This window comes from Streptomyces sp. Inha503, from assembly GCF_047215865.1.
GTDB classification, from domain to species: Bacteria; Actinomycetota; Actinomycetes; order Streptomycetales; family Streptomycetaceae; genus Streptomyces; species Streptomyces lycopersici.
The window spans coordinates 2942697-2965911 of record NZ_CP178360.1; the positions used below are offsets into that span (position 1 = coordinate 2942697).

Here is a 23215-nt window from a genome sequence, read left to right on the forward strand (position 1 = left end):
AAAGTAGCTGCGGCGCCCCCGGATGGCCGCTCGCTCCGGGGACCTCGTTAACGTCAGTGCCGAACTACGCGCCTCGACCGAGGCATCGGCTCCCAGACCCCGCACGAGGCATTCGCCACCACCCCGGGCGGGCACCTGACCCTGGGCGTCCTGCTCAGCGTCGCAGGCGCTACGCCGTGGCCTGCGGAGTCAGCGACTCGGGGTGGAACTGCTCGACGCGGTCGCGCTTGGTGTACATGTTCCAGTAGTGCTCTGCGAGGTCGTCAGGGTCGACGACCGGGAACTGCGGACCGTCGGCCGACTCGAAGGCGGCCTGGGCCGCGGCGGACACCTCGCTGCGGGCGATCAGGGACGCGATGGTCAGGGCGCCGACGTAGATACCCGTGTCAGCCAGCTCGGCGTTGAGGGAGTACAGGTAGTTACGAGTGGCGGACATCACCGGGCCCAGGCCGCTGAGGTGGGGCATCGGCTGCGCCGCTGAGTAGCCCTGAGCCAGCAGGAAGGCACCCTCGCCGCGCTCGCTCCACTCCGGCAGCACAGCTTGGACCACCTCGACCGGGGTGAACAGCAGCAGCGGGGTCAGGCCCTCCAGAGTGGCCGCGTCCAGCTTGGCGGCCGGGGTGAAGCCCTGGTCGCCGCTGATCGGCCCGTACGCGACCACGTCGATCCGGCCGAAACGGCCACGGATCGTCTCGATGAGAGCGGGCACCTCAGCGGGCCTGGAAAGATCGGCGGAGAAGGCGACCGCCTCGATGCCTTCGCCAACGAGCACCTCGACGAGGGCGTCCAGCCGGTCCTTGCGGCGGGCAACCAGGGCGACCCGGAAACCTTCGCGCCCGAAGCGGCGAGCCACGGACACACCCAGACCAGTACCGGCACCGAAAACGGCGATCACTTTGGGCATGGGACTACTCCTTGCCATAGCAGCGTTCTTGACCCGTGGGTCAAGTTTCCTGTCGAAGGTAGCATTCAACGTGACCCAGGGGTCAAGTTGATGTGCCAGGGAATGCGACCATGGAGGCCGCAATGCCAGAACCAGGAGGAACGACCCGATGCGGGCCGACGCGCAACGGAACGCGGAGAAACTGCGGGCAGCCGCCGCCGAGCTCTTCCAGGAGCGCGGCCTCAAGGTGCCCCTGAAAGAAATCGCCCGCCGGGCCGGTGTCAGTCACGGCACCCTCTACAACCTCTTCGGCACCCGCGAGGCGCTCATCGACGAAGTGGTGACCGGCCTGGCCGCGGACCGTCTCGCCGAAACCGCCGAGCGCGCCCTGTCCTTCGAGGAGGCCCGGGAGGGGTTCGCGTATTACGTCGAGAAGGTCTGTGAACTGCAGGCCACCGATCCCGCGGTCGCCGACGTCGTCAGCGGACGCTATCCGGCTGCCGAGTGCCTGATGGCCATCTGCGCCCAAGCGCAGGACGCCGCCACACGGATCATCGAGCGAGCCCAGGCGGCCGGCGCCATCCGCCCGGACTTCACCGGCGAGGACCTCCTGCTCTTCTTCTGCACCAACGCCCTGCTCGCTCGCGCAGTCGCGGACACCGCGCCCGAGGCCTGGCGCCGCCAAGTCGCCTTCCTGCTAGACGGACTGAGCACAGAAACTGCGCAAGGGCCGCTTGCTGTCGCCCCGCTGACCTCGCAGCAGATGTACGTCGTGATGGGCAGGCTCGCCGGCACGCCCTAACAGGTGCGGACGCCTCAGGGAGCGGACGAACTGAAGGGTGTCAATATTCCGATAAGGCAGCTGAGCTGGGCCTTTCCTGTGGATGGTGAGGCAGACGGGGTGACGTGGTGTGGTACTCGTTGATCAGTCCGCCAAGTACTTGGCGGCGCCTGACGGTGGCAGAAGGCAGGGGGATGACGTTTGGGGCACCGTCAGGTGCTCGTAGGCCGAGGCCGCGGTGAGCTCGTCCCGCGTTGTAGTGCTTGGCGTACGTGGTGAGGACCGCACGGAGGAGTCGTTCGCCGGTGGTGAGGAGGCGATCGGTGCATTCTGCGCGGGCTGTGCGTATCCATCGTTCGGCGAACGCGTTGGACCGCGGGCTCTGCGGCGGAGTCGGTATGACGGCTGTGCCGTTGCCCGCGAAGACGGCGTCGAACGCGGCGGTGAGCTTGCCGTCCCGGTCCCGGATGAGGAACCGGAAGCACCCAGCCCTCTCCTCGAGATCCATGCGCAGGTTGCGGGCGAGTTGGGCGACCCAAGCACCGGTCGGGTGGGCTGTGACACCCAGGACATGGACGCACCGGGTAGCGATCTCCATGACGAAGAAGACATAGAGACGTCTGAGGAAGACGGTCTCTACGTGCATGAAGTCTCAGGTGAGCAGCGTGTCGGCCTGTGAACGGAGGAAGCAACACCAGGTCTGCTGAGATGCTCGCTGCGGTGCGGGTGGCAGGGCCGGAGCGGCGCAGAACGCGCCGGATCGTGGCGGCGCGACCCGATGGCCAGGCCGTCGAAGCTCACCTTGGATCCTGACGTATCCCCAGGTCGGTTCTCTCTCGCCAGGCGCTGGATGAGCGCGACTGTCTCTTCCGGCAATGGTGGACGACCGGGTCCGGTGGGGGTTTGGCTCCACTTCCAGCGCACCAGACGGCGGTGCCAGGCCAGCAGCGTCCCCGGAGTGACCAGTCGATGGCGACGTACGACAGATGGCAGGTGCCGGGCGAGAGCGGAGAGCACGGCACGATCAGCCCATGAAAGCCGCGGCCGCTCTACCTGCCGACGAAGCACAGCGACCTCATGCCGAAGCACAAGGATCTCGGCGTTGTTCGCGGCGGTCGAGCGGCCCAGCAAAAGGGAGCGACCCTGCGGGTGCCGAAAAGTCCATCTGCGCAGGTGAAAGAACGGATCACGTTGTCTTGCCGACGGCGGGTGGGCGGTGTTCCAGCACGTCGGGCCTGGCCTATCTGACGGTAACGAACGCCTTCGCCGCACTACGGCTGCTTCCGCTGAGCGACCGGGACAAGGACGTGGAGATCCTGGCGCCGCGGCACCAACTCGCCGTGCTGGAGGAGCAGCTCGGCGGAGCCCGCCCCCGGTTCGCGCTCGAGGACCGTACTTTCCTCGCTGCCTTGCTCCATCGCCTTCCCAAGGCAGCGCCTCCGTCGGCTTCGACTGCTGGTGACGCCGGACACCGTGCTTCGCTGGCACCGCGACCTGCTGTGCCAGGCACGCCGTGCGGTCACGACCGAATCGCACGGGTCGGCCGCGAACGGTCCGGTCCATCCGGCTGCTCGTGATCCGGCGCTGGCGAAGGAGAACCCGACCTGGGGATATCGCCGGATACACGGCGAGCTCACAGTGCTCGGGATCCAGGTCGCAGCCTCGACGGTCTGGGAGATCCTGCGCGCCGCAGAAATCGACCCGGCGCCGCAGCGCACGGACACGACATGGGCCGCTTTCTTGCGCTCACAGGCCGACGCCCTGCTGGCGTGCGACTTCTTCGAGACCGTCACACTCACCGGCGCGAGACTATATGTGCTGACGGTGATCGAGCACGCCAACCGTCGCATTCGGGCCCTGGGCGCGGCCACGCACCCGACTGCGGTATGGGTTGCCCAGGCGGCGCGCAATCTGGTCATGGACCTGGAGGACGCCAGGTGCCGGGCACGGTTCCTGATCCGCGATCGGGACGGGAAGTACCCGCAGGTGTTCGACGCTATCCTCGCCGACGCCGGGATCCAGACGGTGCTCACCGGCGTATTGACGCCGCGGATGAACGCGGTGATGGAACGCTGGGTAGCGACCTGCCGACGCGAACTCCTCGACCGGACGCTGATCTGGTACCAGCGCCATCTCATCAACGCGCTACGCGAGTTCGAGACTCCTTACAACAACCATCGCCCGCACCGCGCCCTCGGCCAGGGCTCACCTCTGGGATCACGGCCCACGCCGATCAACGATCCGGACCGGATCGTCCAACTGGACGTACACCGACGCGACCGACTCCGCGGAACCATCCACGAGTACCGACATGCCACCTGACCAGCGTGGACATACTTTCCGGCACCCACAGGGTCTCCGTTGTTGCGCTGTCGGACCATCCGGTTGGTTTCCGCTGCGCTCTTCGAGATGCACGACGAATGGATCGCCTTACCTCGCCACCTGCCCGCGGGTGATATGGGTGACATCTGTCGTAAACTCTCTTTTAGTTCCTCCGCGCCACCCAACGTACCGAAATGCAACCGCCAGTTGATCCCCAACAGCATGACGAGGGACACTACCTGGCGGATGCGTGTTGCCGACCGAGTGGCACTCGCTTCGGCATCCTCCCGCGCAGGTCATCGGAGGCCATTTACCCAAAGAGTACTGGGCAGTTGACCTCGGGTTTCGTGGTAGCGTCCTTGCTCGGAGGGACAGTGCAACCTGAAAGGGAAATCGTGAACACGGAGAAGATCACCGCTCGCCGCCTCTCGCTGGAAGAGGTGACGAAGCTCGGCGTGAAGGACAGGCTCTTCATTTCCGCCGACACGGCAGAACTCAAGCTTCCCGACTGCTATGTCCCTGCTTTTCTGACCAAGTCCGGTGAGGATTTCGAGGGCGGCTCGATCACTGCGAGAACCGTATTCCAGGAAGAGGTCTCCTGCCTTCCCGACGACGAAAATGAAGCCGGAATCTACTTGGCTGACGAGAACGGCTCGGCGACCATCGAGGTCCTCCAGTCCGCCGGTGTCGTGCTGGACCTGGCACTTTTCGTCCCTGGTGGGGACAAGGGAGCCCTCACGGCCCTTTACGCTGCGGCCCGGCAGGCCTTCGGCGCCGACACCGTACAGATCTGGCGCCAGGGCCTCAAGGAGGTTCCCGACGTGAAGGTCGACATCTTCGAGGAGCAGATTCCCCGGGGGCGCAAGGGGACCGACAGCCCCAAACGTGACCGTCGCGCGTTCGACACCTACCCCACCCGTGCAGACTTCATCGAGTTCTCCGCGGGGTGGAAGCCGGTCATTGAGATTCACAGGCCGATTGTTGACGACACCCCGACCATCTGAGGCGGCGTTACCTCTCGTTCTCGGCCTGAGAGAACGCCGAGAACGCATGCGCCGGACCCGGTCGACCCCTGAGCGGCCCAGGGAGCCGTCGGAAAATAACTCACGAACGACGAAGCGCCGTTCCACTCGATGACCTCGCGAGACAGACCGCCTGACCAAAATCAAAGCCTGAAGTTATTCTGCGACAGCCCTCAGGGCTTCGCCGTAGTCGAGTGACGTCCACTTCGTGCTCAGGCGAGGCCGAGGAGCATGAGGGGCAGGGCTTCGGCGTAGTGCCGTGACGTCTGGTTCGTGATCATCCGAGGCCGAGTAGCGCGAGGGGCGCCGAGGGTCGCGGGCATTGTGGCGGAGGCCGACCGCGATGTTCTTCACTCCGGCCGTGCGGAGGGCTCCGATGGCGAGGTTGCGCCAGGTGGCCATCGCGCGGGGCGCGTTGCCGGTCCGCAGCTGGGAGGCGTCCTCGGCGAAGGTGGTGTCGCGGATGTGGTGCAGGACCTCGATCTGCCAGTGGTCGCGGACGAGTTGGGTGATCTGGGCTGGGGTGGTCTGCTCGGCGGTCAGGCTGGTGACGGCGTAGACCGTCTTGACGGTGGTCTTGACGGTCTTGCGGTCGGTGCGCCGGCGCTTGATCTGGACGGCCTGGCAGGCTCCGGGGAAGAGGAGGCTGTTGACGGTGGCAACCTTGATCCGGCGGATCTCCGAGCGGCCGTGGCCGATGCCTGTGGGACTCTGTCGCTCGATTCTTGGGAATCGGCTGACCTGCGGGTTCTTGGGGTGGGATGGTGTTGGGGATCGGTCTGTTCGCGGGGAAGTGAGGAGGATCGGCGGTGTCGCTGCGTCCTGTCCCCGCTCCCGAGATCCCTGAGATGACCGCTCGGGTTGCTCGTGCGGCTTTCCCCAAGGGCTGTCTGGCGATGCGGGTCCGCGACGAGCTGGGTGTGCTGTTCCAGGACGCGGACTTCGCGGCAGCGTTCCCGGCCCGTGGCGGTGCGTTTGCCGAGAATGCCATCCGCCCTGGTCGGATGCCTGCGTCGGGACTGCGGTCGTCAGCCTCGTCGATCGAGTAGGCGCTCTCCCGTAGTCGGTGTTCACACGTCATGATGATCGACCGTGCTGCTGCGACTGGCCTACCTGGCCGTGACCAACGCGTTCGCGCTGCTGCGTCTGCTGCCGATGAGCGACCGGGACAGCGACCGGGACAAGGATGCGGAGATCCTGGCCCTCCGCCATCAGATCACGGTGCTCGAACGCCAACTCGCCGGTGCCCGACTACGATTCACTCCGAGCAATCGGGCGCTCCTGGCAGCGCTGCTGCACCGGCTGCCATTGCCCGCCCTACGGCGTGTGCGACTGCTCGTGCGTCCTGACACGGTACTTCGCTGGCATCGCGACCTCGCAAGAAGCCGGCATGCCGCCTTATCACAGCCCAAGCGAGCCGGTCGGCCTCGTACCGTGCGCTCCATCCGGATTCTGGTACTGCGCCTGGCGAGAGAGAATCCGAACTGGGGCTACAGGCGTCTGCAGGGCGAACTGCTCGTGCTGGGAGTGAAGGTGGCCGCGTCGACCGTCTGGAAGATCCTGAAGGATGCAGGCGTCGATCCGGCTGAAGGGTATCAATATTCCATTTAGGCTGCTCAGCTGGGCCTTTCCTGTGTGTGGTGAGGCAGCGGGGGTGACGTGGTGTGGTACTCGTTGAGTAGTCCGCCAAGTACCTGGCGGCGCCTGACCGCAGCAGCGGGCAGGGGGATGACGTTCAGGTCGTCATCGGGTGCTCGTAGGCCAAGGCTTCGATGGGCCCGTCCCGTGTTGTACTGCTCGGCGTACAGGTTGAGGACGGTACGCAGGTGTCGTTCACCGGTGATCAGGAGGCGGTCGGTGCATTCGGCGCGGGCTGTACGTATCCACCGTTCGGCGAACGCGTTGGACCGGGGACTTCGCGGCGCAGTCGGGATGACGGCTGTGCCGTTGCCGGCGAAGACGGCGTCGAACGCGGCGGTAAATTTGCTGTCCCGGTCCCGGATGAGGAACCGGAAGCACCCGGCCCTGTCGCCGAGGTCCATGAGCAGATTGCGGGCGGGTTGAGTGACCCACGTGCCGGTCGGGTGGGCGGTGACGCCCAGGACGTGAACGCGCCGGGTGGCAGTCTCCATGACGAAGAAGACGTAGAGGCGTTTGAGGAAGACGGTGTCCACGTGCATGAAATCGCAGGCCAGAAGCGTGTGGGCCTGGGCTCGGAGGAAGGTACGCCAGGTCTGGTGGGACGCGCGCTGCGGTGCGGGCGGTAGGCCGGAGCGGCGCAGGACGCGCCGGATCGTGGCGGCGGCAACCCGATGACCGAGCCGTCGCAGCTCACCTTGGATCCTGACGTATCCCCAGGTCGGGTTCTCTCGCGCCAGGCGCTGGATGAGCGCCGCAATCTCTTCTGCCAGCGGTGGCCGACCGGGTCCGACCGCCGTCTGACGCCACTTCCAGCGCACCAGACGGCGGTGCCAGGCCAGCAGCGTCCCTGGGGTGACCAGCCTATGGCGGCGTAAGACAGGTGGCAGGTGCCGGGCGAGAGCGGAGAGCACGGCACGATCAGCCCATGAGAGCCGCGGCGGCCGCACTACTTGTCGGCGAAGCAAAGCGACCTCATGGCGAAGCGCGAGGATCTCAGCGTTGTTCGCGGCGGTCGAACGGCCCAGCAAGAGGAGGCAGCCCAGTAGCCGGCAGAAGATCAGGTAGAGCAGCCGCAGACCCACGATCACTGATCATGCCCATACGTGGACGATCACAAAGCCCCAGGTCAACGACCGTACAGCAATAAAGACACCCTTCAGGCGGATGTCGCACGCCGCCAGCTTCTTCGCGCCGGGCGGCTGACGGTGTGGCGGCCCGGCGCAGAGCACCCCTGGGACGTCGGCGCTGCCCGGCTCCCTAGTGTTCTTCGACGAGTCGGGTGTGTCGCTGCTGCCCCAGGTGCGCCGGACGTACGCGCCCCGTGGCTGTGTTTCCACCTCAAGCCGGGCAACTACGACACCATGACGTTGATCAATGTACTGCGGCAGGTCAAAGCGTTCTATGCGGGTGAGCCGGTAGTGCTGGTGCGGGACGGGCTGTCCGCGCACTGGAGCCGGGACATGCGAGCCCGGGTAGCCGGACAGAACTGGTTGACGCTGGAACGGCTGCCCGCCTATGCACCTGAGTTGAACCCGGTGGAACTGCTGTGGTCGGCGATCAAAACACGCGAACTGGCCAACCTCACCGGCGACCACCCAGCGCGATGCTCGGCGAGGCATGCGGTTGCCTGTCCCGGCTGGAACGCTTGGAGGGACATGCCCGCTCGGGTGATGTGCACGCGGCGAAGTACGGTGCTGCTCCGCTGAGTTGGGCGCTGCAGGTCACTCGAAACCAGAGTCCGTCTTCGAACCTGGTTCAGCCTGACCGGGTCACGGTGGACATCGAGGGCCGGGACGCATGAGATGCGGTGAGAAGAGCGCCGTGCACGGCTGAGGACGCCGCCCGGGTGGCATAGCGGGCGGTGTCCGGAGGCCATGCGTCATGTTCCTGATGAATCAGGAGACTGACTGCGCCGTGTACGGCTGAGCACAGAAGTCTGGCGGTTTCGGTGGTGCTCTCCACCGGTACGCCGGCATCGGCACAGGCTGTGACCTTGTCCCGGAAATAGCGGAAACACGCGTCCTCGTTCTGGCGACTGGCCTCGGTGGCCTCGCTGTCCATCACCAGTCGGTACTGGGAGGGATGGCGAAGCCCGAATGCGATGTAGGCGACGCAGGTTTCGTAAAGCGCCGTCACCGGATCCGGGACCCCCCGGGACACGGCCTCCAACTCGATGAACAGTGAACTCCACACCCGCAGGCACGTGGCGTGGACGAGTTCCCTCTTCGAGGCGAAGTGGAGGTAGAAGGCCGGCGGGGTGACTCCCGCCCTTGTCGTCACCGCGCGAATCGTCAGAGCGTCGGCGCCACCGTCTGCGAGCAGCTGATCGGCGATGTCGAGAAGCTGCTCGCGGAGCAGGTCGCCCTGGCCCTTGGCCGCGCGAACACGGGAGCCGGTCACGGGAGGGGACCTTCGGGAGAGGGCGACATCAGGATGTCTTGGTCGGTTTGACGGCGGTGACCACCTGGGTCACCCGGGCGCACAGTTCGCCCTCGGTGTCGTGCACGTCGACCTCGATGACGGTGTTGCGACCCACACGCAGGGGGCGAGCTGTCGCGACGACGTCCGTGTGTGCCGGCCGAAGGAAATGCGTGGTCGACTCCACGGTGGCCGGTGCGGCGCCGACCGGACCGTTGAGGGCGGCGCACACGGCACCGCTCACGTCGGCCAGTCCCATCAACGCTCCTCCATGGAGGCCACCACCCACCGTGGAGAGCGAGAGATCGTGCGCCAATGTGGCTCGAACGCCGGCTGCCGTCATCTCGTCGAACACGACTCCGAGGGTCTTGGCGTACGGCGCGAGCGCGTAGACGTCTTCGGCTCGGAGTGTGGGCACGGGCTGCTCCCATCTGAGTAAGAAATGATAAGTTATCGACGTTAACTCAGCCCGTCAACCGGGGACTTGCGTCCGGTCGGCCGCCTGATATGCCACGGCTGCCGGGAAGTCCGCTCGCGGAGAGCGGATGCCGTATCGCCGGGTGTTGTGCCGACGCGGCCCAGTGACCGGTCGGCTGCGCACAGGACGAGGAACACAACGGCCACAACGATGAGCAGCCAGACCATGGCGTGCAGTCCGGAACTGGTGGCGCCGTTCGCGGAAGAATCCGGCGCTCGCCGCCGCCGCGAACAGTGCGCCGATGTACATGAACGTGCGCAGCAGTCCCGCGGACGAGCCCATGCGGGCGGGATCGGCCTGCGCTGAGGCGACCCCCATGGCGTGGACACTCTGACAATGGATCTTGCAGATCCAAGGGAAGGTGTCCTGGTGGGCCGTAAGGGCTTGCCGGGATTTAGACCGTGTCCTACGTGGTGAGGCGAACGAGTCGTTTGTAGCAGCAGATGGCTGCGGCAAGTCCGAGAAAGGCCAGGTAGTTGCGGGGATGGCGCTCGTAGCGGGGGCTGAGCCGGCGGTAGCCGGACAGCCACGACATCGCTCTCTCGATCACCCACCTGCGACGGCCCAGCCGTTCGCTGGACTCGATGCCCTCGCGGGCGATACGGACTCCGATGCGCTTGCCGCGTAACCATTTCCGCAGGTCGGGCTGGTCATAGGCTTTATCCGCGTGCAGGCGCTCGGGCTTGAAGTGCCGGCCGCGGTCCGGGTCGTGTCTCCTTACGTTGTTGGTGGGTTGATTCCGGTCACTCGTAGGATCGGGAGGCCCAGGGATAGCGGGTGTGGCTACGTGTCTCCAGCCCCATGAGTGGCTTCAAACGATTGGCCGCCTGGCATCCCGCGACGACTCGGCCACTCATTGGGATGCGCGCGGCAAGATCGCTTGGTAAGGACACGCTGGCGAGGTCGTCTGCTGGAAGAGGAACGACTTCGGAGGTGGCAGTGCCCGAACTCTGGGCCGGTACGGACGCGGGGAAGGCCGAACATCACTGTGTGGTGATCGACGCCGACGGCAAGCGGAAGCTGTCGCGGAGGGTGGCCAACGATGAGACCGCATTGCTCAAACTGATCGCCGATGTCCTTGCTCTCAGCGAAGGTGAGTCTGTGACCTGGGCGATCGATCTCAACGCCGGTGGCGCCGCGCTGATGATCGCGCTGCTGAATGACAACGGGCAGCCCGTCCTCTACATCCCCGGCCGCACCCTCCATCACGCCTCCGGCTCCTACCGGGGCGAGGGGAAGACGGACGCGAAGGACGCCTTCGTCATTGCTGACCAGGCGCGCATGCGCCGCGACCTTCAGCTGATGCATCGAGGTGACGACATTGCCGTCGACCTGCGGATTCTCACCTCGCGTCGGCTGGATCTGGCCGCGGACCGGACCCGAGCGATCAACAGGATGCGGGCCCGGATGCTGGAGTACTTCCCAGCCCTGGAACGTGCCTTTGACTACAAGACGTCCAAGGCGTCTCTCGTGCTCCTGACGGGCTACCAGATGCCAGCTGCCTTGCGTCGGCTCGGGAAGAACCGCCTTGCGACCTGGCTAAGGAATCGCAAGGTCCGCAACTCCGAACTCATCGCGGTCATCGCGATCGAGGCCGCCGAGGCTCAGCACGCCGCCGTCCCCGGGGAGAAGCCTGCCGCCGCCGTGGTGGCCAAGCTGGCAAGGCAAGTGATCGCACTCGACGAGGAGATCGCCGAGACCGATCTTCTGATCGAGCACCGGTTTCGCGACCACCCGCGCGCCGAGGTCATTCTGAGCATGCCCGGCCTCGGCCCTGTCCTGGGAGCCGAGTTCATCGCTCACACCGGCGGCGACATGAGTGTCTTCGGCACTTCCGACCGCCTCGCCGGCGTCGCAGGACTGGCCCCAGTCCCCAAGGACTCAGGGCGCATCAGCGGCAACATGCGCCGTCCACGGCGCTACTGCCGACGCCTACTGCGAGTCTTCTACATGTCCGCCATGGTCGCCGCCAGGTGCTGCCCCGTCTCGAGGGCGTTCTATGAACGCAAGAGAGCTGAAGGCAAAGGCCACAGGCAGGCGATCATTGCTCTCGCACGCCGCCGTCTGAACGTCCTGTGGGCCCTCATACGCGACAACCGGACCTTCGAAATCACCGCACCGCCGAGCCCTGCCCCGCTCGGCTGACCCCGCTCACCATGAGTCACCCTCCTGCGCTTGACAGCTCTATTGGGAATCCTTACCGGGCTCACCGGTGCTACTGACCTTGCTGGCGTGATGTCGCGGGGGCTGACAAGCAGTGGGATTCGAAGAAGTCCGGTTGCATGAGGTATCCACAGGGGGGCGGGCTGACCACGGAGCGACGGGTGTTTCGCGAGCACATCCGGATGCAGGCGGCCGAGTTATTCGCCCTGGGACACGACAACGCCGCCATCGCCAAGCAGTTACGCGTCAGCGTGCGGTCGGTGCAGGGGTGGCACCGGGCATGGGAGCACGGTGGGACCCCAGCCCTGGAGTCGAAGGGGCCGGCGTCGATCCCCGAGCTGAGTGAGGCGCTGTTCGAGGCACGGCTTCACCCACCAGGTCCCCGCCCGCCGCGCGACCGAGCGCGACGAGGAAGCCGTCACCGGGTGGGTGAAGGAGACATGGCCCCAGGTGGAAACACCGTGGCGGCGCTCGGGGCCTGGCTGTGCTTCGAGGACGAAGTCGGCTTCTCGATGACGCCGCCCACCGCCCATACCTGGGCCAGGCGCGAACACACACCCGTCATTCGGATGCGGGGACGCTCCCAGCGCCCCTTCTCCTTCGCCGCTCTGACGCGTAAATAGCAGCAGTTCAGGGCGGGTGTGGGCAGGGCTGGGTTCCCGGTGGCCGTGGCGGTCGCCGGGTTTCCTGGCTTCGGGTCGGTCAGGCCGCGCCTTCCAGTGGGTTGAGGGTGGCGGTGTAGCCGAGTTGGTTGAGCGCGGTGACCGCGCGGCGGGTGGCGCGTTCGGGGTCGCGCCGGGCGAAGTAGGTGCCGCCGAGGTCTTGGTAGGGCCCTGAGCGGTCCGCGGCGGGCGGTCAGCCGTTTGTAGCGGGCGTGCGGGTAGGTGTCCTTGGTCCTGGCCGCGCCGAAGGCGGCGAGGCCGAGGGCGCCTTTGAGGTAGGGGTTGCCGGGGCGGACCTTGGTGTTCTTGGTGCGGCCGGCGGACTCGTGGTGGCCGGGGCAGACCCCCGCCCAGGAAGCGAGGTGCGGCGGAGGGGAAACGGCTCATGTCACCGCCGGTCTCGGCGGTGATCACTTCGGCGATGGCCCGGTTGGCCCGCCGTAGTCCGGCGGGCTCGCCAGCGACGCGTCTGATCAAGGGATCGACTGCCATACGTATGAACTGGATCCGCAGATCGCTCGAGTCCTCGATCAGCGCGAACCCAAGCCGAACCTCCGCTCGCTGCGCGTCCCGGTGACCGCCTGCCCCCTCCCGGATCCTCGCGTACACGATCACATCATGCCGCTCGAAGGCAGGTCTCTACCCATCCGCCGCTACCGCGGCAACCTCGACGACTACGCCGTCGTCTGCTTCCACGAGGGCGGCTTCGTCAAGGGGGACCTGGACTCACACGATGCGCAGGCCCGCACCCTCTGCACGATTACGGAGCGCTCGGTGTTGTCGGTGCAGTACCGGCTCGCTCCCGAGCACCGCTTTCCCCGCGTGTACGACGACGCGGTGGAGGCCGTCCGCTGGGTGCACGAGAACGGACCGGCACTGCTGAGCCTTCCGACCCGGGTCGCGGTCGCGGGTACCAGCGCCGGAGCCAACCCGGCAACAGGGGCCGCGCCGGCGCTCGCCGACTCGCCCCCTCGCTCAACTGCTCGTCTACCTCGTCGTCTCGGGTGACCCCACACTGCCATCACGTACCGATTTCGCCGGGGGATACGGACTGACCACCCAGGCGGTCGACCGGTGCATCGACACCTACCTCGTGGACCCGGCGCAGCGGCATGATCCACGCTTCGCCCCAGTGCTCTCCGATGCGCTCGCTGTCCTGCGGCCGACTGTGCTGGTCAGCGCCGGCTGCGACTCACTGCACGACGACGCCCACGTCTTGCTACAACACCTGCGGGCGTCCGGCGTGCCCGTCGATGAACATGTCACTCCGCGGCCCGCTCGACTCCATGTCGCACTCACACCAACTACTCCTTCCCGATAGGCCCTGCCTCGACCACTCGACCCCAGCCATTAATGATGAACTCATCAGACTTGCTTGCATTATCAGATATGGCGAGACAGTCTGGGGTTACCCGCCACTTCGCGAGCGGGCGCATCGAGCAGAGGATCCTTATGCAGCCGACTCCATTTAGCCTTCCCGCGCCCGACGAAGGGTGCGATCCGTGACTCACCAGTCCTCTCAGTTGCAACTGGTCACACTCGGTACAGCCGCCGGTCGGATCTGGCCGGACCCAGGGCGCAGTGGGACCAGCACAGTGCTATGCGTGGGCGAGCACCATTACGTAGTAGACGTCGGCTACGGCTGGGGCCAGCGCTACCACCAGTACGGTCTGGGTACCGGCTTCGGCCTCACACCGCTGCGCAACTTGCGGGCCGTGTTCCTCACCCACCTGCACTCCGACCACACAATCGGTCTCGCAGAACTCCTCACCTACGGCCTTGAGCCCCGGGAGGAGCCGATCCTCGTCATGGGCCCAGGGTCACGGGGTACGCCACCGCCTACGCACGGCTCAGTCGCGGGGCACAACGTTCCCCTGGTTCATCCTGAGCGACCGTTGCCGGGGACGGTCGACATGGTGCGGATGCTGCAGGCGGCGTTCGCCGCAGATCTGAACGACAACGTGCGCGACAGCGGGAAACCGCACCCCGACTCGGTACTACGGGCAAGCGACGTACGTCTTCCCGCCTCGGTGATCGCCGCTGTCGGAGACCCCGACGTGAATCCCGCGCCGATCATCGAGCCGTTCGCTGTCTATGAGGACGACGACGTCAGAGTGAGTGCGACGCTCGTCGACCACCGCCCGGTCTTTCCGGCACTGGCCTTCCGCTTCGATACCGCCGCCGGCTCGGTGACCTTCTCGGGCGACACCTGCGTGTCAGAGAACCTTGTGCGGCTGGCTCGCGACACTGACGTGCTGGTCCACGAGGCCAACGACGTCGATTTCATCGAGCAGTTTCTACCTGAGCCCCGCACGCCGGCACAGCAGGCCAAGCTGGACCACCTGCGCGCAGCGCACACCAGTCCCATCGAGGCCGGCCAGGTCGCCCAGGCGGCCGGGGCGGGCACCTTGGTGCTGACACACCTTGGCCGATGCGACCCCGCCGCGCCTCCTTGGGACATGGCGGCTACGACCTTTGCGGGCCGTGTGGTCGTCGCGGAGGAAGGCATGCGTCTGAGTGTGGGCAATCGAGAGGAGATTCACTAGTGACGACGCGAGTCACCCTTACGGGGACAGGTGTTCCGATGCCGAGCCCGGAGCGCGCCGGCGCTGGTGTGCTCATCACCTACGACGACATTCACGTCCAGGTCGACGCAGGCCGCTCGACGCTCATGCGACTGGGGCAAGCCGGCGTCGCTCCTCATGCTTTGACCGTCGTCCTACTCACCCACCTGCACAGCGACCACGTGACCGGCCTCGCCGACCTGGTGCTCACCCGATGGGTGCAGGATCACCTGTACCACACGGGCGGTCTACCACTCGTGGCCCCGGCCGGACGGGCAGAGACCTTCTTGCAGCGCCTCCTCGACACCTACGAGTACGACATCGAAGTCCGCGCACAGCATGTCCAGGAAGGCGGGCCGCAAGTCGAGGCGCACTGGTTCGACGTCCCGGATAAGCCGGCAGTGGTGTGGCGCAGTGCCTGCGGACGGGTGGAGATCGAAGCCGTGCGTGTGCGACACGAGCCGGTCGAGGAGGCCGTGGGGTACCGCATCACCACCCCGGACGGCTCAGTCGTCGTCTCCGGCGACACCCGCGTCTGCGACGAGGTCGCCGAGCTGTCGGCAGGAGCCGATGTCCTTGTGCACGAGGCATGCCGGAGCACTGCTCTCGCGGAGGCGGTGCGGGGCACCAGATTCGAGACGATCTTCAGCTATCACGCCGATACCGTCGCCCTGGGCGCGATGGCGCAGCGGGTGGGTGTGCCGCATGTGGTGCTCACACACCTGATCCCCGCGCCCAACACGCCTGGGGAGGAACAGGAGTTCACCGCCGACCTTCGCCGCGGCGGTTACGACGGTCAGGTCACCGTCGGGCAGGATCTCGCAACGATCGAGTTCGGCCAAGAACCAGCTTCTTCGTGACACGACGGTGCGCCCCCCACGCTCTACAGGGGGCGCACCGTCGTGTCACGAAGATCTTCATGTGGTGCCCCAGGGGCTGGGGCGTCTTGGACCTCAGATCGATACCGTCGGCGGTTCATCGACGGGTAGGGGCAGCGTCACGATCCGGTGCGCTTCGGCGTCCTCCATGCCGAACATCCGCAAGACATTGAGGACGGTCTGGTCGGTCATGTCATCGACCGAGGCTTTGGGGTCGGTCTCGCACAGGTGCACTACGGCGAGCAGGCATCCTGTCGCGCAGGCGAGCGCGACGCGGACATCTTCGGCGGCGAAGCGACCTGCGTCGATAGCCGCCTCAATGTCGCGACGGGCGTGCGCCGCATGGCCGTACGACGCTTCGAGCAGGGCGCCTCTGCTGTTCATGTTCATCATCACCCGGGCCATCCGGGGATGCGTGCGGATCAGGCGACCGGTGAGACGCATCGATGTCGCGAAGACCACGGCCGGATCGTCGACGTCTGCAAGCAGCCCCTCCAACCATGCCGCGTGTGTCTCGAGCGCTTCGGCGATCGCCGCTTCGAGTAGCTCGGCCTTCGATGAGAAGTGGTTGTAGAACGACCCGAAACCGACATCGGCCGCTTCTGTGATCTGCTGGATGCTTACGTCAAAGTCACCGCGCTGTGAGTAGATCTCCTGTGCTGCTTCGATCAGGGCTGCGCGCGTGCGCAGCTTCCGTCGCTCTCCGCGTGAGGGTGACTTTTCAGGCATGGTGCGGATCGTAGCCCGAGCGTCGGTCATCTCAGGCATAGGGCTTCCGGCTACTCCGCGACGCGCCGCGGAGTAGCCGGGCAGCGTTGGCCGTCGTCTTCTCTCGCCACGTGGGGAGTGAGAGACCGGTCGAGCTGGTCGACCAGGAGTCGTCAAGGAGGCCAAGCTGGAGATCGACCGCGACAGGCGGGGTGAAGCAGTAGTCGCTGCCGTAGACGACCTGCTCGGCGCCCCACCGGTCGGTGATTGCATTGAGGTGGGTGGCGGTTGGTGTGCCGGAGAGGTCCCACCAAAGATCGCCGAGGACGTCAGTCACTCCGGGTTCGCCGTGAGCCGGGTCGTCAGGCGACAGAGCCAGTCGCTGCCCGAGCTGGAACAGCGCGGCCCGGTCGACGAGCATCGGCACCAGGCTGCCGGAGTGGGGCACGACGAGGCGAAGGCGGCGATGACGGCCGAGCACGCCGCGCATCGCGAGAGCCAAGACCACCCTGGCCGTGTCGAAGAGGAACTCCGCCATCGGTCGAGGCTGGTCCATCGCGTTGGCCTCCCAGCCGACTGGCGAGGTCGGGTGGAGGAGTACCACGCACTCCCGGTTCGCCAGTTCCTGCCACAACACATCGTGCGAGCCGTCAGCGACATAGGTGCCCAGCGCGTGTGTGGAGAGGATGACTCCTTCGGCACCGAGATGATCGACAGAGCGCTCGAGCTCGGCGAGTGCGGCGTCAACATCCGGCAAGGGCAGGGAGGCGAGCAGCCCGAAGCGCGCCGGGTGGTCCGCCACCACCGCCGCACCGGCCTCATTGACTCGTCTCGCAAGGTGTTCAGGATCGACACTTCCACCGAGCGCGACGCCGGGGCTGGAAAGCGACAGCAGCGACCGTGCGATGCATCGCTCGTCCATAAACCCGAGGTGATCATCGGCGTTCCATGCCGGCCAGCCCGGCATTCCGTCAGGAACCGCGTGACCAGCGGTTCTGGCAAGCTCCGCATACCAGGGCGGCAGGAAGTGGCTGTGGATGTCGATGATCCGTTCGCTCACTGCGCCACCCCCGCCGGCCCGGCGGCCGCGATCACGCGGTCGGGATCAACTCGGACCCACCCGACACGGGCGTCTCGCAGCCACCGTGCCAGGTACCGCTCGCCCTCGCTGCCCTGCGGATTGACGGTCAACCACGCAGCGGGAAGGGCGTCGGGGACTGCCGCGAGGTCGACGCCGGGAAGCGCGACAACGGTGGCCCTGTCACCCAACACCTGGTCGACCAGCACGAGGTCGCCGTCCGGGCCGGGCAAACCCACAAGAGGGAGGAGTGCACCGCGCACGGTGCCAGGAGTGCGCCGTAGGACGCGAGGGCCGGCTTTCAGCGCTGGAGTGCGGCTATCGAGAAGGAGCCGCTGCACCGCCCGGGAGCGGGCAAGCGTAGGCACCAGACGGCGGCGTGCGAGTGTGGCTATCCGCCCGCCACCTGTCATCAATTGCCCCATGACCTTGGCCCTTTTGATCATCGTCGTGGCGTGCGGCCGACGTTCCGCCTCGTAGGAATCCAAGAACTCCGGATCATCGCGCCCATGCATCACCGAGGCCAGCTTCCACGCGAGGTTCTGCGCATCGCGCAGACCTGCACACAGGCCCTGCCCGATGAATGGCGGTGTGACATGTGCCGCATCACCGGCGAGAAAGACTCGACCATCGCGCCACCGTTGGGCGACCCGAGCCCGAAAGGTGTACTCCGCACACTTGAGCAAAATCAACCGGTCGTCGGGTACGTTGCGGACCCAGGGCCCGATCAGCTGGCGCAGGGCCGGGATGTTCGCGTAGTCAGTCGCGCTCTCGCCTTCGAGGAGTTGGAACTCCCAGCGATAGCGGTCGTCGCGGATGCGCATGTAGGTACCTGCCCGATGGGCGTCACACACCTGGTGCACACCTTCCCAGGCGTCAAACTCGAGTCCGCAGCGGATATCGACGACCAGCCAGCGCTGCTCAAACCCCAGGTCAACGCTGCCGATACCCAGTTGGCTGCGAACCGTGCTGTTGGCGCCATCGCAGGCGATCACGTACGGCGCCCGCAGATCTACGAGCGAGCCGTCCGGCTGACGCAGGTGGGCGGTCACGGACGCGGCGTCGGTGGTGTCCAGATGCAGCAGTTCGTGCCCACCGAGAAGCGTCACCTCGGGACGACGTTTGAGGTTGTCGCGCAGCAAGCGCTCGAGTTCAGGCTGATCAAACATGTTGGCCTGCGGGACTCCTGAAGCCGTCATCAGCTCGCGAGTGAAGGTGGCCAGCTCGCGGTGGCACCCGTCGACGAGGCGCAGGCCCGAAGCGGGCCGGGTATGGGCGGCAAACTCCTCCCCGATGCCCAGTTGGTACAAGATCCGGTAGACCTCGTCATCGAGGTGGACGGCCCGCGGGAGCGGGTAGACCTCGTGATGGCGTTCGATCACCGCAATGCGCAGGCCGTGCTGACCCAGCAGGGTCGCCACTGACACACCCGCAGGACCGCCGCCGACCACGATCACGTCCCATGGCCCGGAGGGCGGACAAGGGTCGGTCGATGTCATTGGCCCTCCTCTCCGGCCCCGGCACGGAGGTCGACGTCGTAGCCGTACAGGGCCGCGACAGCCCGGCTGACCTCACCGCCGCCAGTCAGACGCACGACCAACCGTCCTGCCTCGTGACCGATGCCCACCTCGACGCCCTCGATGCCCTGCGCTACGAGCTCGTCACGGAACTGCTGGGCCGCTGCCGCCTCCCGCAGCGCGGGCTTGAACGGCTTCCCGATTTCAGTGAGCGGGATCGAGTCGAGCACGGTGATCACTTTGGGGCGCGCCGCCGGTTCGCTGATGTGCTGGTCCACCCACTTCGTCAGCTCCTCCACAGTGACCTCGCCACTGGCGAGCGAGACGAACGCAACCGGCACTTCCCCGGACTTGCGGTCGGGCCGACCGACGGCGCCGACTGCGGCCACCCCGGGATGGGCCAGCAGGGCGTCCTCGATGACCGCGGGGTCGATGTTGTGGCCACCGCGGATGATCAGGTCCTTCTGCCGACCACGCAGATGAACCCGTTCGTTGCGTACGAAGCCCAGATCGCCGGTGCGCAGCCAGCCGTCGATGACGATGCCCTCATCAGACACCTCTCGGCGGCCTTCGTCGCGTCGCAGGTATCCGGCGAAGACAGTCGGACCGCTGATCACCAGCTCACCGGTCTCGCCCTCGGGAAGCGGCCGCACCCGGCCAATCACCGCGTCGACCTCGGCGGCTGCCACGGTCTGATAGGGCAGCCGCTGTCCGACGGATCCGTGGCATGCATCGCCGGGCAGGGTCACCGAGGATGCGCAAGTGGCCTCAGTGAGCCCATAACCTTCCAGAAGTTCAAGCCCCGTCACCTCGGCGAACGTGTGCCGTACTGCGTCGGGCAGCGGAGCGGCACCGACGACTGGGACCTCCAGAGAGCTGATGTCGGCGTCAACCGGCGTCGCCGAGAGGAATGCGTAGACGGTGGGGACCGCCGACATGGCGCGCGGCCGGTAGTGTTCAACAAGTTGCCAGAAAGCGGCGTACAGCTGCGGGTCGCGGTAGCCCCGCGGGCCCGGCCAGATCGACCGGGCGCCACTGATCATCGGCGCGAGGGCGGTCACGAGGAGCGCGTTGACGTGGAAGAGCGGCAGGCCGGCGACGATACTCTGGCCCCTGCGGGAGGCACCGGCGAGCGCGATGGTCCACGCCATCACGGCCTGGTTGCGGTGAGTGTGGGCAGCCACCTTCGGGGTACCAGTGGTGCCACCCGTATGGAAGAAGGCCGCGAGGTCGTCGGGCTCCGGAGGCGCGGTCGGCAAGTCGGCGGGAGTGTCCCGGACGGCGCCCACCAGATCTTCGAGCCGTATGGCACGCAGTCCGGCTCGCGTCTCCAGTTCGGCTTTCGGCTCATCGCCATCCGGCGACAGCGCGACTAGGACATCGATCCCGAGATCAGCGGCGCCCTCGAGCATCCGCTTCCACAGCGCCTCGTCGAGCTCGGGGCCGGCCGTGACGAGCGTTCGGGAGCCGGTGAGGCGGACAATGTGGGCGAGATGATGCACATCGAGAGCGGAATTGACGGGTGCTGCAATCCCCACGGCTTCGGCTGCAAGGGTCGCGGCGAGGAGATCGCTGCAGTTCGGAGCCATCAGCGTGACGGCATCCTGCCGCCCGACTCCCAGACCGTGGAGGGCATGGCCGATCGCGTGCACTCGGTCGAGTAGCGCGCCGAAGGTCACCGCAACGTGGTCCTTGATCGCGGCCGCATCAGGGATCCACAGTGAGCTGGTCTGCCCCGGCCACCTCTTTGCGGCCCGCACCAACAGGTCATATGTGGTGAGGGCGAGGTCGCGCTCAGCGAGCGGTATCCGCTCGATGGCTTGCAGATCTGCCATACCAGTCAAGGGCGGCAGGTCCACGCCCTCGGTGGGCGGTTGCACCTCGATCGGCCTCACAGCACCGCCCTCCGAGCCGGGCCCCTCACGATGTTCATCTGCTGACCGAGATTGATCCCCTGTATGGGATCACTGATCGTTGCGGCCACGACATCGCCGTCCTTGAGATAATGCGGGTTGTCGGCCTGGCTCTTGAAGAATGTCTTCCACTTCACGGCGGGTGGCAGCAGCGCGCCGATCTTCTCCACCACCGCACCGGGCGACTTGAGTGCAGTGCCGCCCGGAGTGCCCGTGAGCACCAGGTCGCCGACGTCCAGGGCCTGGAAACGGGCCAGTAGGTTGAGTGCCCGCGCAGGCTTGACGATCATGTCGGCAACGGTGCTGTCCTGGCGGACCTCGCCATTGACACTCAGGGTGAGACGCAGGCGTTCCAGGGCAGCGAGTTCAGCGCCGTTGACGAGGGTGAGGAACGGGCCGACGGGCGTGAACGTCGGGTAAGACTTCGACTCGTAGAACTGCGTGCGCGTCAGCTGGATGTCGCGAGCGCTGACGTCGTTGGTGACAACGATGCCTGCGACGACATCAGCAAGTTCGCCCTCGGTGAGCGAAGTGCCGACGTCGATGCGGCGCCCGATCACCAGGCCGAGCTCAACCTCGTAGTCGAGGAAGCGGACGTGGTCGGGGCAACGGATGTCGGCGGTGGGCCCGCAGACCGAGCCGGAAGACTTACGAAAGAAGGCCGGTGGCACCGTGTCGGGACTGAAGCCCGAATCCTGCGCATGACTACGGTAGTTGACCATCTGGGCGACTACACGGGCGGGCACAGTCACCGGTGAGAGCATCTCGGTGTCCTGGAGTCGGGGCCCATTGGGGTCGGGGGCCCTCGCCGCCTTCTCGACTTCTGATCGGTCGGCGAGGAGCTCTGCCGTGGTGCCGGCCTCGGTCCGGATCGGTGTGAGCCGACCATCGCTTTCGACCCACCAGCCGTCGTCGGTTCGTGCCACGTTGATACTCATGCAGCCATCGCTTTCGCCAATGCCTTCAAGGTGTTCTTGTCGATCTCGTTGTCCTTGTCGCCCAGCGCCTTGAGCAGCGCGGCAACCATGCTGGGACTGGGCTCGCTGCCGAGGAAGTCGCGGGAGACGGGCGGGCCCCACTGGGCGAGACCGCTCGCGCTCATGGGCGCCCAGCCGGGCTCGAGTGAGGAGTCGAAGAGGTCGCCGTCGGCGTAGTGTTCGACCATCATGCGGTCGGGGTCACGCCAGTAGTCGAAGATCTGGCTGCCCTGGATGTGCCGACCGATCCCCCACACCCTCCGGTACCCGCGCTCCGCGAGAAACTCCCCGCCCGCCGCCACGGCATCCAAGTCGGTGACCTGGTATGCGGAGTGCACGTAGCCGATGCGTGGCCCGAGGTGCATGGCCAGCGTATGGTGATCGGCTGGTATCGACCCGAGGTCGCAGCGCATGAAGGCCATGGTGGGGCCACGGTCGCGAAGATCATCGAGGTACAAGAAGTCGCTCACGACCAGCCCGAGGGCCTCCAGGTACCACGACAGAGCTTGCTGGAACTTCGTCGTCTCCAGCACTACGTGGCCGAGCCGTTGCACCTCCGGCGCAGCCCGCGGAGCCCGCTGGGTCGCATTGATCCGGACCGGCTTTGTGCCGAGGTTCAGCTCGAGCGGAGCACGTTCAGCCAGAGCGCCCGGCCGTTCCACTCCTGCGACAACCCGCACCGGTATGCCGCTCGGATCGACAAGCTGGACGGCCTGCCCGGCCCCGAACGGCAGCGCGTTCGCCTGGCTCCAGCGGGCCAGGCGGCGTACATCGGAGACAGACTCCGCGATGAACGTCAGGCCAATGAAACGGGCACTCCGACCCCGGTGGATGACCAGGCACGGCAACGCGGACCATGTTCCGCGCAGACTGAGCCGGTCGCGCGTGCGCTCGTGGACGGAGAAGCCGAAGTCGCGGGCGAAGCGCTCAGCGCGGTCAAGGTCGGGCTTTGCGAATTCCAGCCACCCAAGCTCGACAACCTTGATCACAGGATTCCGGGCACGACCGGGGTGCTCACCCCGCAGGGCCCCGAGCTCGCTGTGGAGTCCGTCATGGACGTCGACCGGAACGGTTGTGGCCAGCTGCTCAACCTCGATCACGGGCAAACCCCTCTCTCGATGAATCTCCTGGCTGCCATGTACATGCCCTCTCCCGAATTGGCCGGGCAGTCATGGCGCCTGGCGCCCCCGATGGCGTTTCCGCAGCTGAA

Annotated in this window: 21 protein-coding genes and 7 pseudogenes; 14 read left to right on the top strand and 14 right to left on the bottom strand. The window is 66.4% G+C overall.

Annotated features, from left to right (window positions below; all coding sequences use genetic code 11):
- Nucleotides 1-169: 169 nt before the first annotated feature.
- Nucleotides 170-904, bottom strand: coding sequence for an SDR family NAD(P)-dependent oxidoreductase (locus ACJX2R_RS11685; protein WP_086710036.1), 735 nt, complete (start codon nt 902-904; stop codon nt 170-172).
- A 148-nt stretch (nt 905-1052) separates the two neighbouring features.
- Here ACJX2R_RS11685 and ACJX2R_RS11690 point away from each other — a divergent pair, with 148 nt between their 5' ends.
- Nucleotides 1053-1685: a TetR/AcrR family transcriptional regulator gene (locus ACJX2R_RS11690; RefSeq protein WP_413100035.1), complete on the top strand. Its 633-nt coding sequence runs from the start codon at nt 1053-1055 to the stop codon at nt 1683-1685.
- A gap of 40 nt (nt 1686-1725) precedes the next feature.
- Here the strand turns inward: ACJX2R_RS11690 and ACJX2R_RS11695 are convergent, their stop codons facing one another.
- Nucleotides 1726-2013 (bottom strand): transposase, encoded by a 288-nt coding sequence (locus tag ACJX2R_RS11695; protein WP_413105828.1) that lies wholly within the window; start codon nt 2011-2013, stop codon nt 1726-1728.
- On the opposite strand from ACJX2R_RS11695, the gene ACJX2R_RS11700 reads away from it, so the two are divergent.
- From ACJX2R_RS11700 to ACJX2R_RS11710, 3 genes and pseudogenes are all read left to right on the top strand, one after another.
- Nucleotides 1903-2343 carry a hypothetical protein gene (locus ACJX2R_RS11700; RefSeq protein ID WP_413106184.1) on the top strand — a complete coding sequence of 147 codons (441 nt, stop codon included), beginning with the start codon at nt 1903-1905 and terminating at the stop codon, nt 2341-2343. The two genes, ACJX2R_RS11695 and ACJX2R_RS11700, sit on opposite strands and share 111 nt — an antisense overlap.
- Nucleotides 2344-2899: 556 nt before the next feature.
- A pseudogene (locus ACJX2R_RS11705) lies at nt 2900-3986 on the top strand (integrase core domain-containing protein).
- A 395-nt stretch (nt 3987-4381) separates the two neighbouring features.
- Nucleotides 4382-4990 carry a hypothetical protein gene (locus ACJX2R_RS11710; RefSeq protein WP_413100036.1) on the top strand — a complete coding sequence of 203 codons (609 nt, stop codon included), beginning with the start codon at nt 4382-4384 and terminating at the stop codon, nt 4988-4990.
- Nucleotides 4991-5443: 453 nt separating this feature from the next.
- Here the strand turns inward: ACJX2R_RS11710 and ACJX2R_RS11715 are convergent.
- Nucleotides 5444-5812: pseudogene (locus ACJX2R_RS11715) on the bottom strand (hypothetical protein); the annotation flags it as partial.
- A 5-nt stretch (nt 5813-5817) separates the two neighbouring features.
- On the opposite strand from ACJX2R_RS11715, the gene ACJX2R_RS11720 reads away from it, so the two are divergent.
- A complete protein-coding gene (locus tag ACJX2R_RS11720) occupies nt 5818-6057 on the top strand; it encodes a hypothetical protein (protein WP_413106185.1) in 240 nt (79 codons plus the stop codon).
- Between the two features lie 43 nt (nt 6058-6100).
- Nucleotides 6101-6595: pseudogene (locus ACJX2R_RS11725) on the top strand (helix-turn-helix domain-containing protein); the annotation flags it as partial.
- 29 nt (nt 6596-6624) lie between these two features.
- Here ACJX2R_RS11725 and ACJX2R_RS11730 read toward each other — a convergent pair.
- Nucleotides 6625-7731, bottom strand: coding sequence for an integrase core domain-containing protein (locus ACJX2R_RS11730; RefSeq protein WP_413100037.1), 1107 nt, complete (start codon nt 7729-7731; stop codon nt 6625-6627).
- Between the two features lie 279 nt (nt 7732-8010).
- Here ACJX2R_RS11730 and ACJX2R_RS11735 point away from each other — a divergent pair, with 279 nt between their 5' ends.
- Nucleotides 8011-8355: a transposase gene (locus ACJX2R_RS11735; protein ID WP_413100038.1), complete on the top strand. Its 345-nt coding sequence runs from the start codon at nt 8011-8013 to the stop codon at nt 8353-8355.
- A gap of 49 nt (nt 8356-8404) precedes the next feature.
- Here the strand turns inward: ACJX2R_RS11735 and ACJX2R_RS11740 are convergent, their stop codons facing one another.
- The 3 genes and pseudogenes from ACJX2R_RS11740 to ACJX2R_RS11750 form a co-directional block, all read right to left on the bottom strand.
- Nucleotides 8405-9049: a TetR/AcrR family transcriptional regulator gene (locus ACJX2R_RS11740; protein ID WP_413100039.1), complete on the bottom strand. Its 645-nt coding sequence runs from the start codon at nt 9047-9049 to the stop codon at nt 8405-8407.
- Nucleotides 9050-9077: 28 nt separating this feature from the next.
- Complete coding sequence (locus ACJX2R_RS11745) at nt 9078-9485, bottom strand: PaaI family thioesterase (RefSeq protein ID WP_413100040.1); 408 nt, start codon at nt 9483-9485, stop codon at nt 9078-9080.
- Between the two features lie 466 nt (nt 9486-9951).
- Nucleotides 9952-10260, bottom strand: a pseudogene (locus ACJX2R_RS11750) (transposase); the annotation flags it as partial.
- A gap of 218 nt (nt 10261-10478) precedes the next feature.
- Here ACJX2R_RS11750 and ACJX2R_RS11755 point away from each other — a divergent pair.
- The 4 genes and pseudogenes from ACJX2R_RS11755 to ACJX2R_RS11770 all read left to right on the top strand — a co-directional run bounded on the left by ACJX2R_RS11755 (nt 10479) and on the right by ACJX2R_RS11770 (nt 12331).
- Nucleotides 10479-11690, top strand: coding sequence for an IS110 family transposase (locus ACJX2R_RS11755; RefSeq protein ID WP_413100041.1), 1212 nt, complete (start codon nt 10479-10481; stop codon nt 11688-11690).
- A gap of 200 nt (nt 11691-11890) precedes the next feature.
- Nucleotides 11891-11956 (top strand): annotated as a pseudogene (locus ACJX2R_RS11760) (hypothetical protein); the annotation flags it as partial.
- Between the two features lie 94 nt (nt 11957-12050).
- Nucleotides 12051-12224, top strand: a complete 174-nt coding sequence (locus tag ACJX2R_RS11765; protein WP_413105829.1) for a winged helix-turn-helix domain-containing protein — start codon at nt 12051-12053, stop codon at nt 12222-12224.
- Entirely contained in the window at nt 12149-12331 is a 183-nt protein-coding gene (locus ACJX2R_RS11770; RefSeq protein ID WP_413106186.1) for a hypothetical protein, read from the top strand. The genes ACJX2R_RS11765 and ACJX2R_RS11770 overlap by 76 nt, the downstream gene beginning before the upstream one ends.
- Nucleotides 12332-12633: 302 nt before the next feature.
- On the opposite strand, the pseudogene ACJX2R_RS11775 reads toward ACJX2R_RS11770, so the two are convergent.
- A pseudogene (locus ACJX2R_RS11775) lies at nt 12634-12678 on the bottom strand (hypothetical protein); the annotation flags it as partial.
- 310 nt (nt 12679-12988) lie between these two features.
- On the opposite strand from ACJX2R_RS11775, the pseudogene ACJX2R_RS11780 reads away from it, so the two are divergent.
- The 3 genes and pseudogenes from ACJX2R_RS11780 (at nt 12989) to ACJX2R_RS11790 (ending at nt 15794) form a co-directional block, all read left to right on the top strand.
- Nucleotides 12989-13691 (top strand): annotated as a pseudogene (locus ACJX2R_RS11780) (alpha/beta hydrolase).
- 181 nt (nt 13692-13872) lie between these two features.
- A complete protein-coding gene (locus tag ACJX2R_RS11785) occupies nt 13873-14916 on the top strand; it encodes an MBL fold metallo-hydrolase (protein ID WP_413100042.1) in 1044 nt (347 codons plus the stop codon).
- A 38-nt stretch (nt 14917-14954) separates the two neighbouring features.
- On the top strand, nt 14955-15794 hold the full coding sequence (locus tag ACJX2R_RS11790) for an MBL fold metallo-hydrolase (RefSeq protein WP_413100043.1): 840 nt from the start codon (nt 14955-14957) through the stop codon (nt 15792-15794).
- A 93-nt stretch (nt 15795-15887) separates the two neighbouring features.
- On the opposite strand, the gene ACJX2R_RS11795 is transcribed toward ACJX2R_RS11790, so the two are convergent.
- The 6 genes from ACJX2R_RS11795 to ACJX2R_RS11820 are packed head-to-tail and all read right to left on the bottom strand — an operon-like array spanning nt 15888 to nt 23102.
- On the bottom strand, nt 15888-16541 hold the full coding sequence (locus ACJX2R_RS11795; protein ID WP_413100044.1) for a TetR/AcrR family transcriptional regulator: 654 nt from the start codon (nt 16539-16541) through the stop codon (nt 15888-15890).
- 31 nt (nt 16542-16572) lie between these two features.
- The gene (locus ACJX2R_RS11800; protein WP_413100045.1) at nt 16573-17580 is read right to left on the bottom strand and encodes an amidohydrolase family protein; all 1008 of its coding nucleotides are present in this window, start codon (nt 17578-17580) and stop codon (nt 16573-16575) included.
- Nucleotides 17577-19097, bottom strand: a complete 1521-nt coding sequence (locus tag ACJX2R_RS11805; RefSeq protein WP_413100046.1) for a bifunctional 3-(3-hydroxy-phenyl)propionate/3-hydroxycinnamic acid hydroxylase — start codon at nt 19095-19097, stop codon at nt 17577-17579. Before ACJX2R_RS11805 ends, ACJX2R_RS11800 begins: the two co-directional genes overlap by 4 nt.
- Nucleotides 19094-20950: an AMP-binding protein gene (locus ACJX2R_RS11810; protein ID WP_413100047.1), complete on the bottom strand. Its 1857-nt coding sequence runs from the start codon at nt 20948-20950 to the stop codon at nt 19094-19096. The genes ACJX2R_RS11805 and ACJX2R_RS11810 overlap by 4 nt, the downstream gene beginning before the upstream one ends.
- Nucleotides 20951-21006: 56 nt before the next feature.
- Nucleotides 21007-21966 carry a fumarylacetoacetate hydrolase family protein gene (locus ACJX2R_RS11815; RefSeq protein ID WP_413100048.1) on the bottom strand — a complete coding sequence of 320 codons (960 nt, stop codon included), beginning with the start codon at nt 21964-21966 and terminating at the stop codon, nt 21007-21009.
- Nucleotides 21963-23102: a VOC family protein gene (locus tag ACJX2R_RS11820; RefSeq protein ID WP_413105830.1), complete on the bottom strand. Its 1140-nt coding sequence runs from the start codon at nt 23100-23102 to the stop codon at nt 21963-21965. The genes ACJX2R_RS11815 and ACJX2R_RS11820 overlap by 4 nt, the downstream gene beginning before the upstream one ends.
- Nucleotides 23103-23215 lie beyond the last annotated feature (113 nt).

Coding starts and splice junctions, on each gene's coding strand:
- ACJX2R_RS11685 (WP_086710036.1), bottom strand. CDS start 904: ATGCCCAAAGTGATCGCCGTTTTCGGTGCCGGTACTGGTCTGGGTGTG.
- ACJX2R_RS11690 (WP_413100035.1), top strand. CDS start 1,053: ATGCGGGCCGACGCGCAACGGAACGCGGAGAAACTGCGGGCAGCCGCC.
- ACJX2R_RS11735 (WP_413100038.1), top strand. CDS start 8,011: ATGACGTTGATCAATGTACTGCGGCAGGTCAAAGCGTTCTATGCGGGT.
- ACJX2R_RS11770 (WP_413106186.1), top strand. CDS start 12,149: ATGGCCCCAGGTGGAAACACCGTGGCGGCGCTCGGGGCCTGGCTGTGC.
- ACJX2R_RS11790 (WP_413100043.1), top strand. CDS start 14,955: ATGCCGAGCCCGGAGCGCGCCGGCGCTGGTGTGCTCATCACCTACGAC.
- ACJX2R_RS11795 (WP_413100044.1), bottom strand. CDS start 16,541: ATGCCTGAAAAGTCACCCTCACGCGGAGAGCGACGGAAGCTGCGCACG.
- ACJX2R_RS11805 (WP_413100046.1), bottom strand. CDS start 19,097: ATGACATCGACCGACCCTTGTCCGCCCTCCGGGCCATGGGACGTGATC.
- ACJX2R_RS11810 (WP_413100047.1), bottom strand. CDS start 20,950: ATGGCAGATCTGCAAGCCATCGAGCGGATACCGCTCGCTGAGCGCGAC.
- ACJX2R_RS11815 (WP_413100048.1), bottom strand. CDS start 21,966: ATGAGTATCAACGTGGCACGAACCGACGACGGCTGGTGGGTCGAAAGC.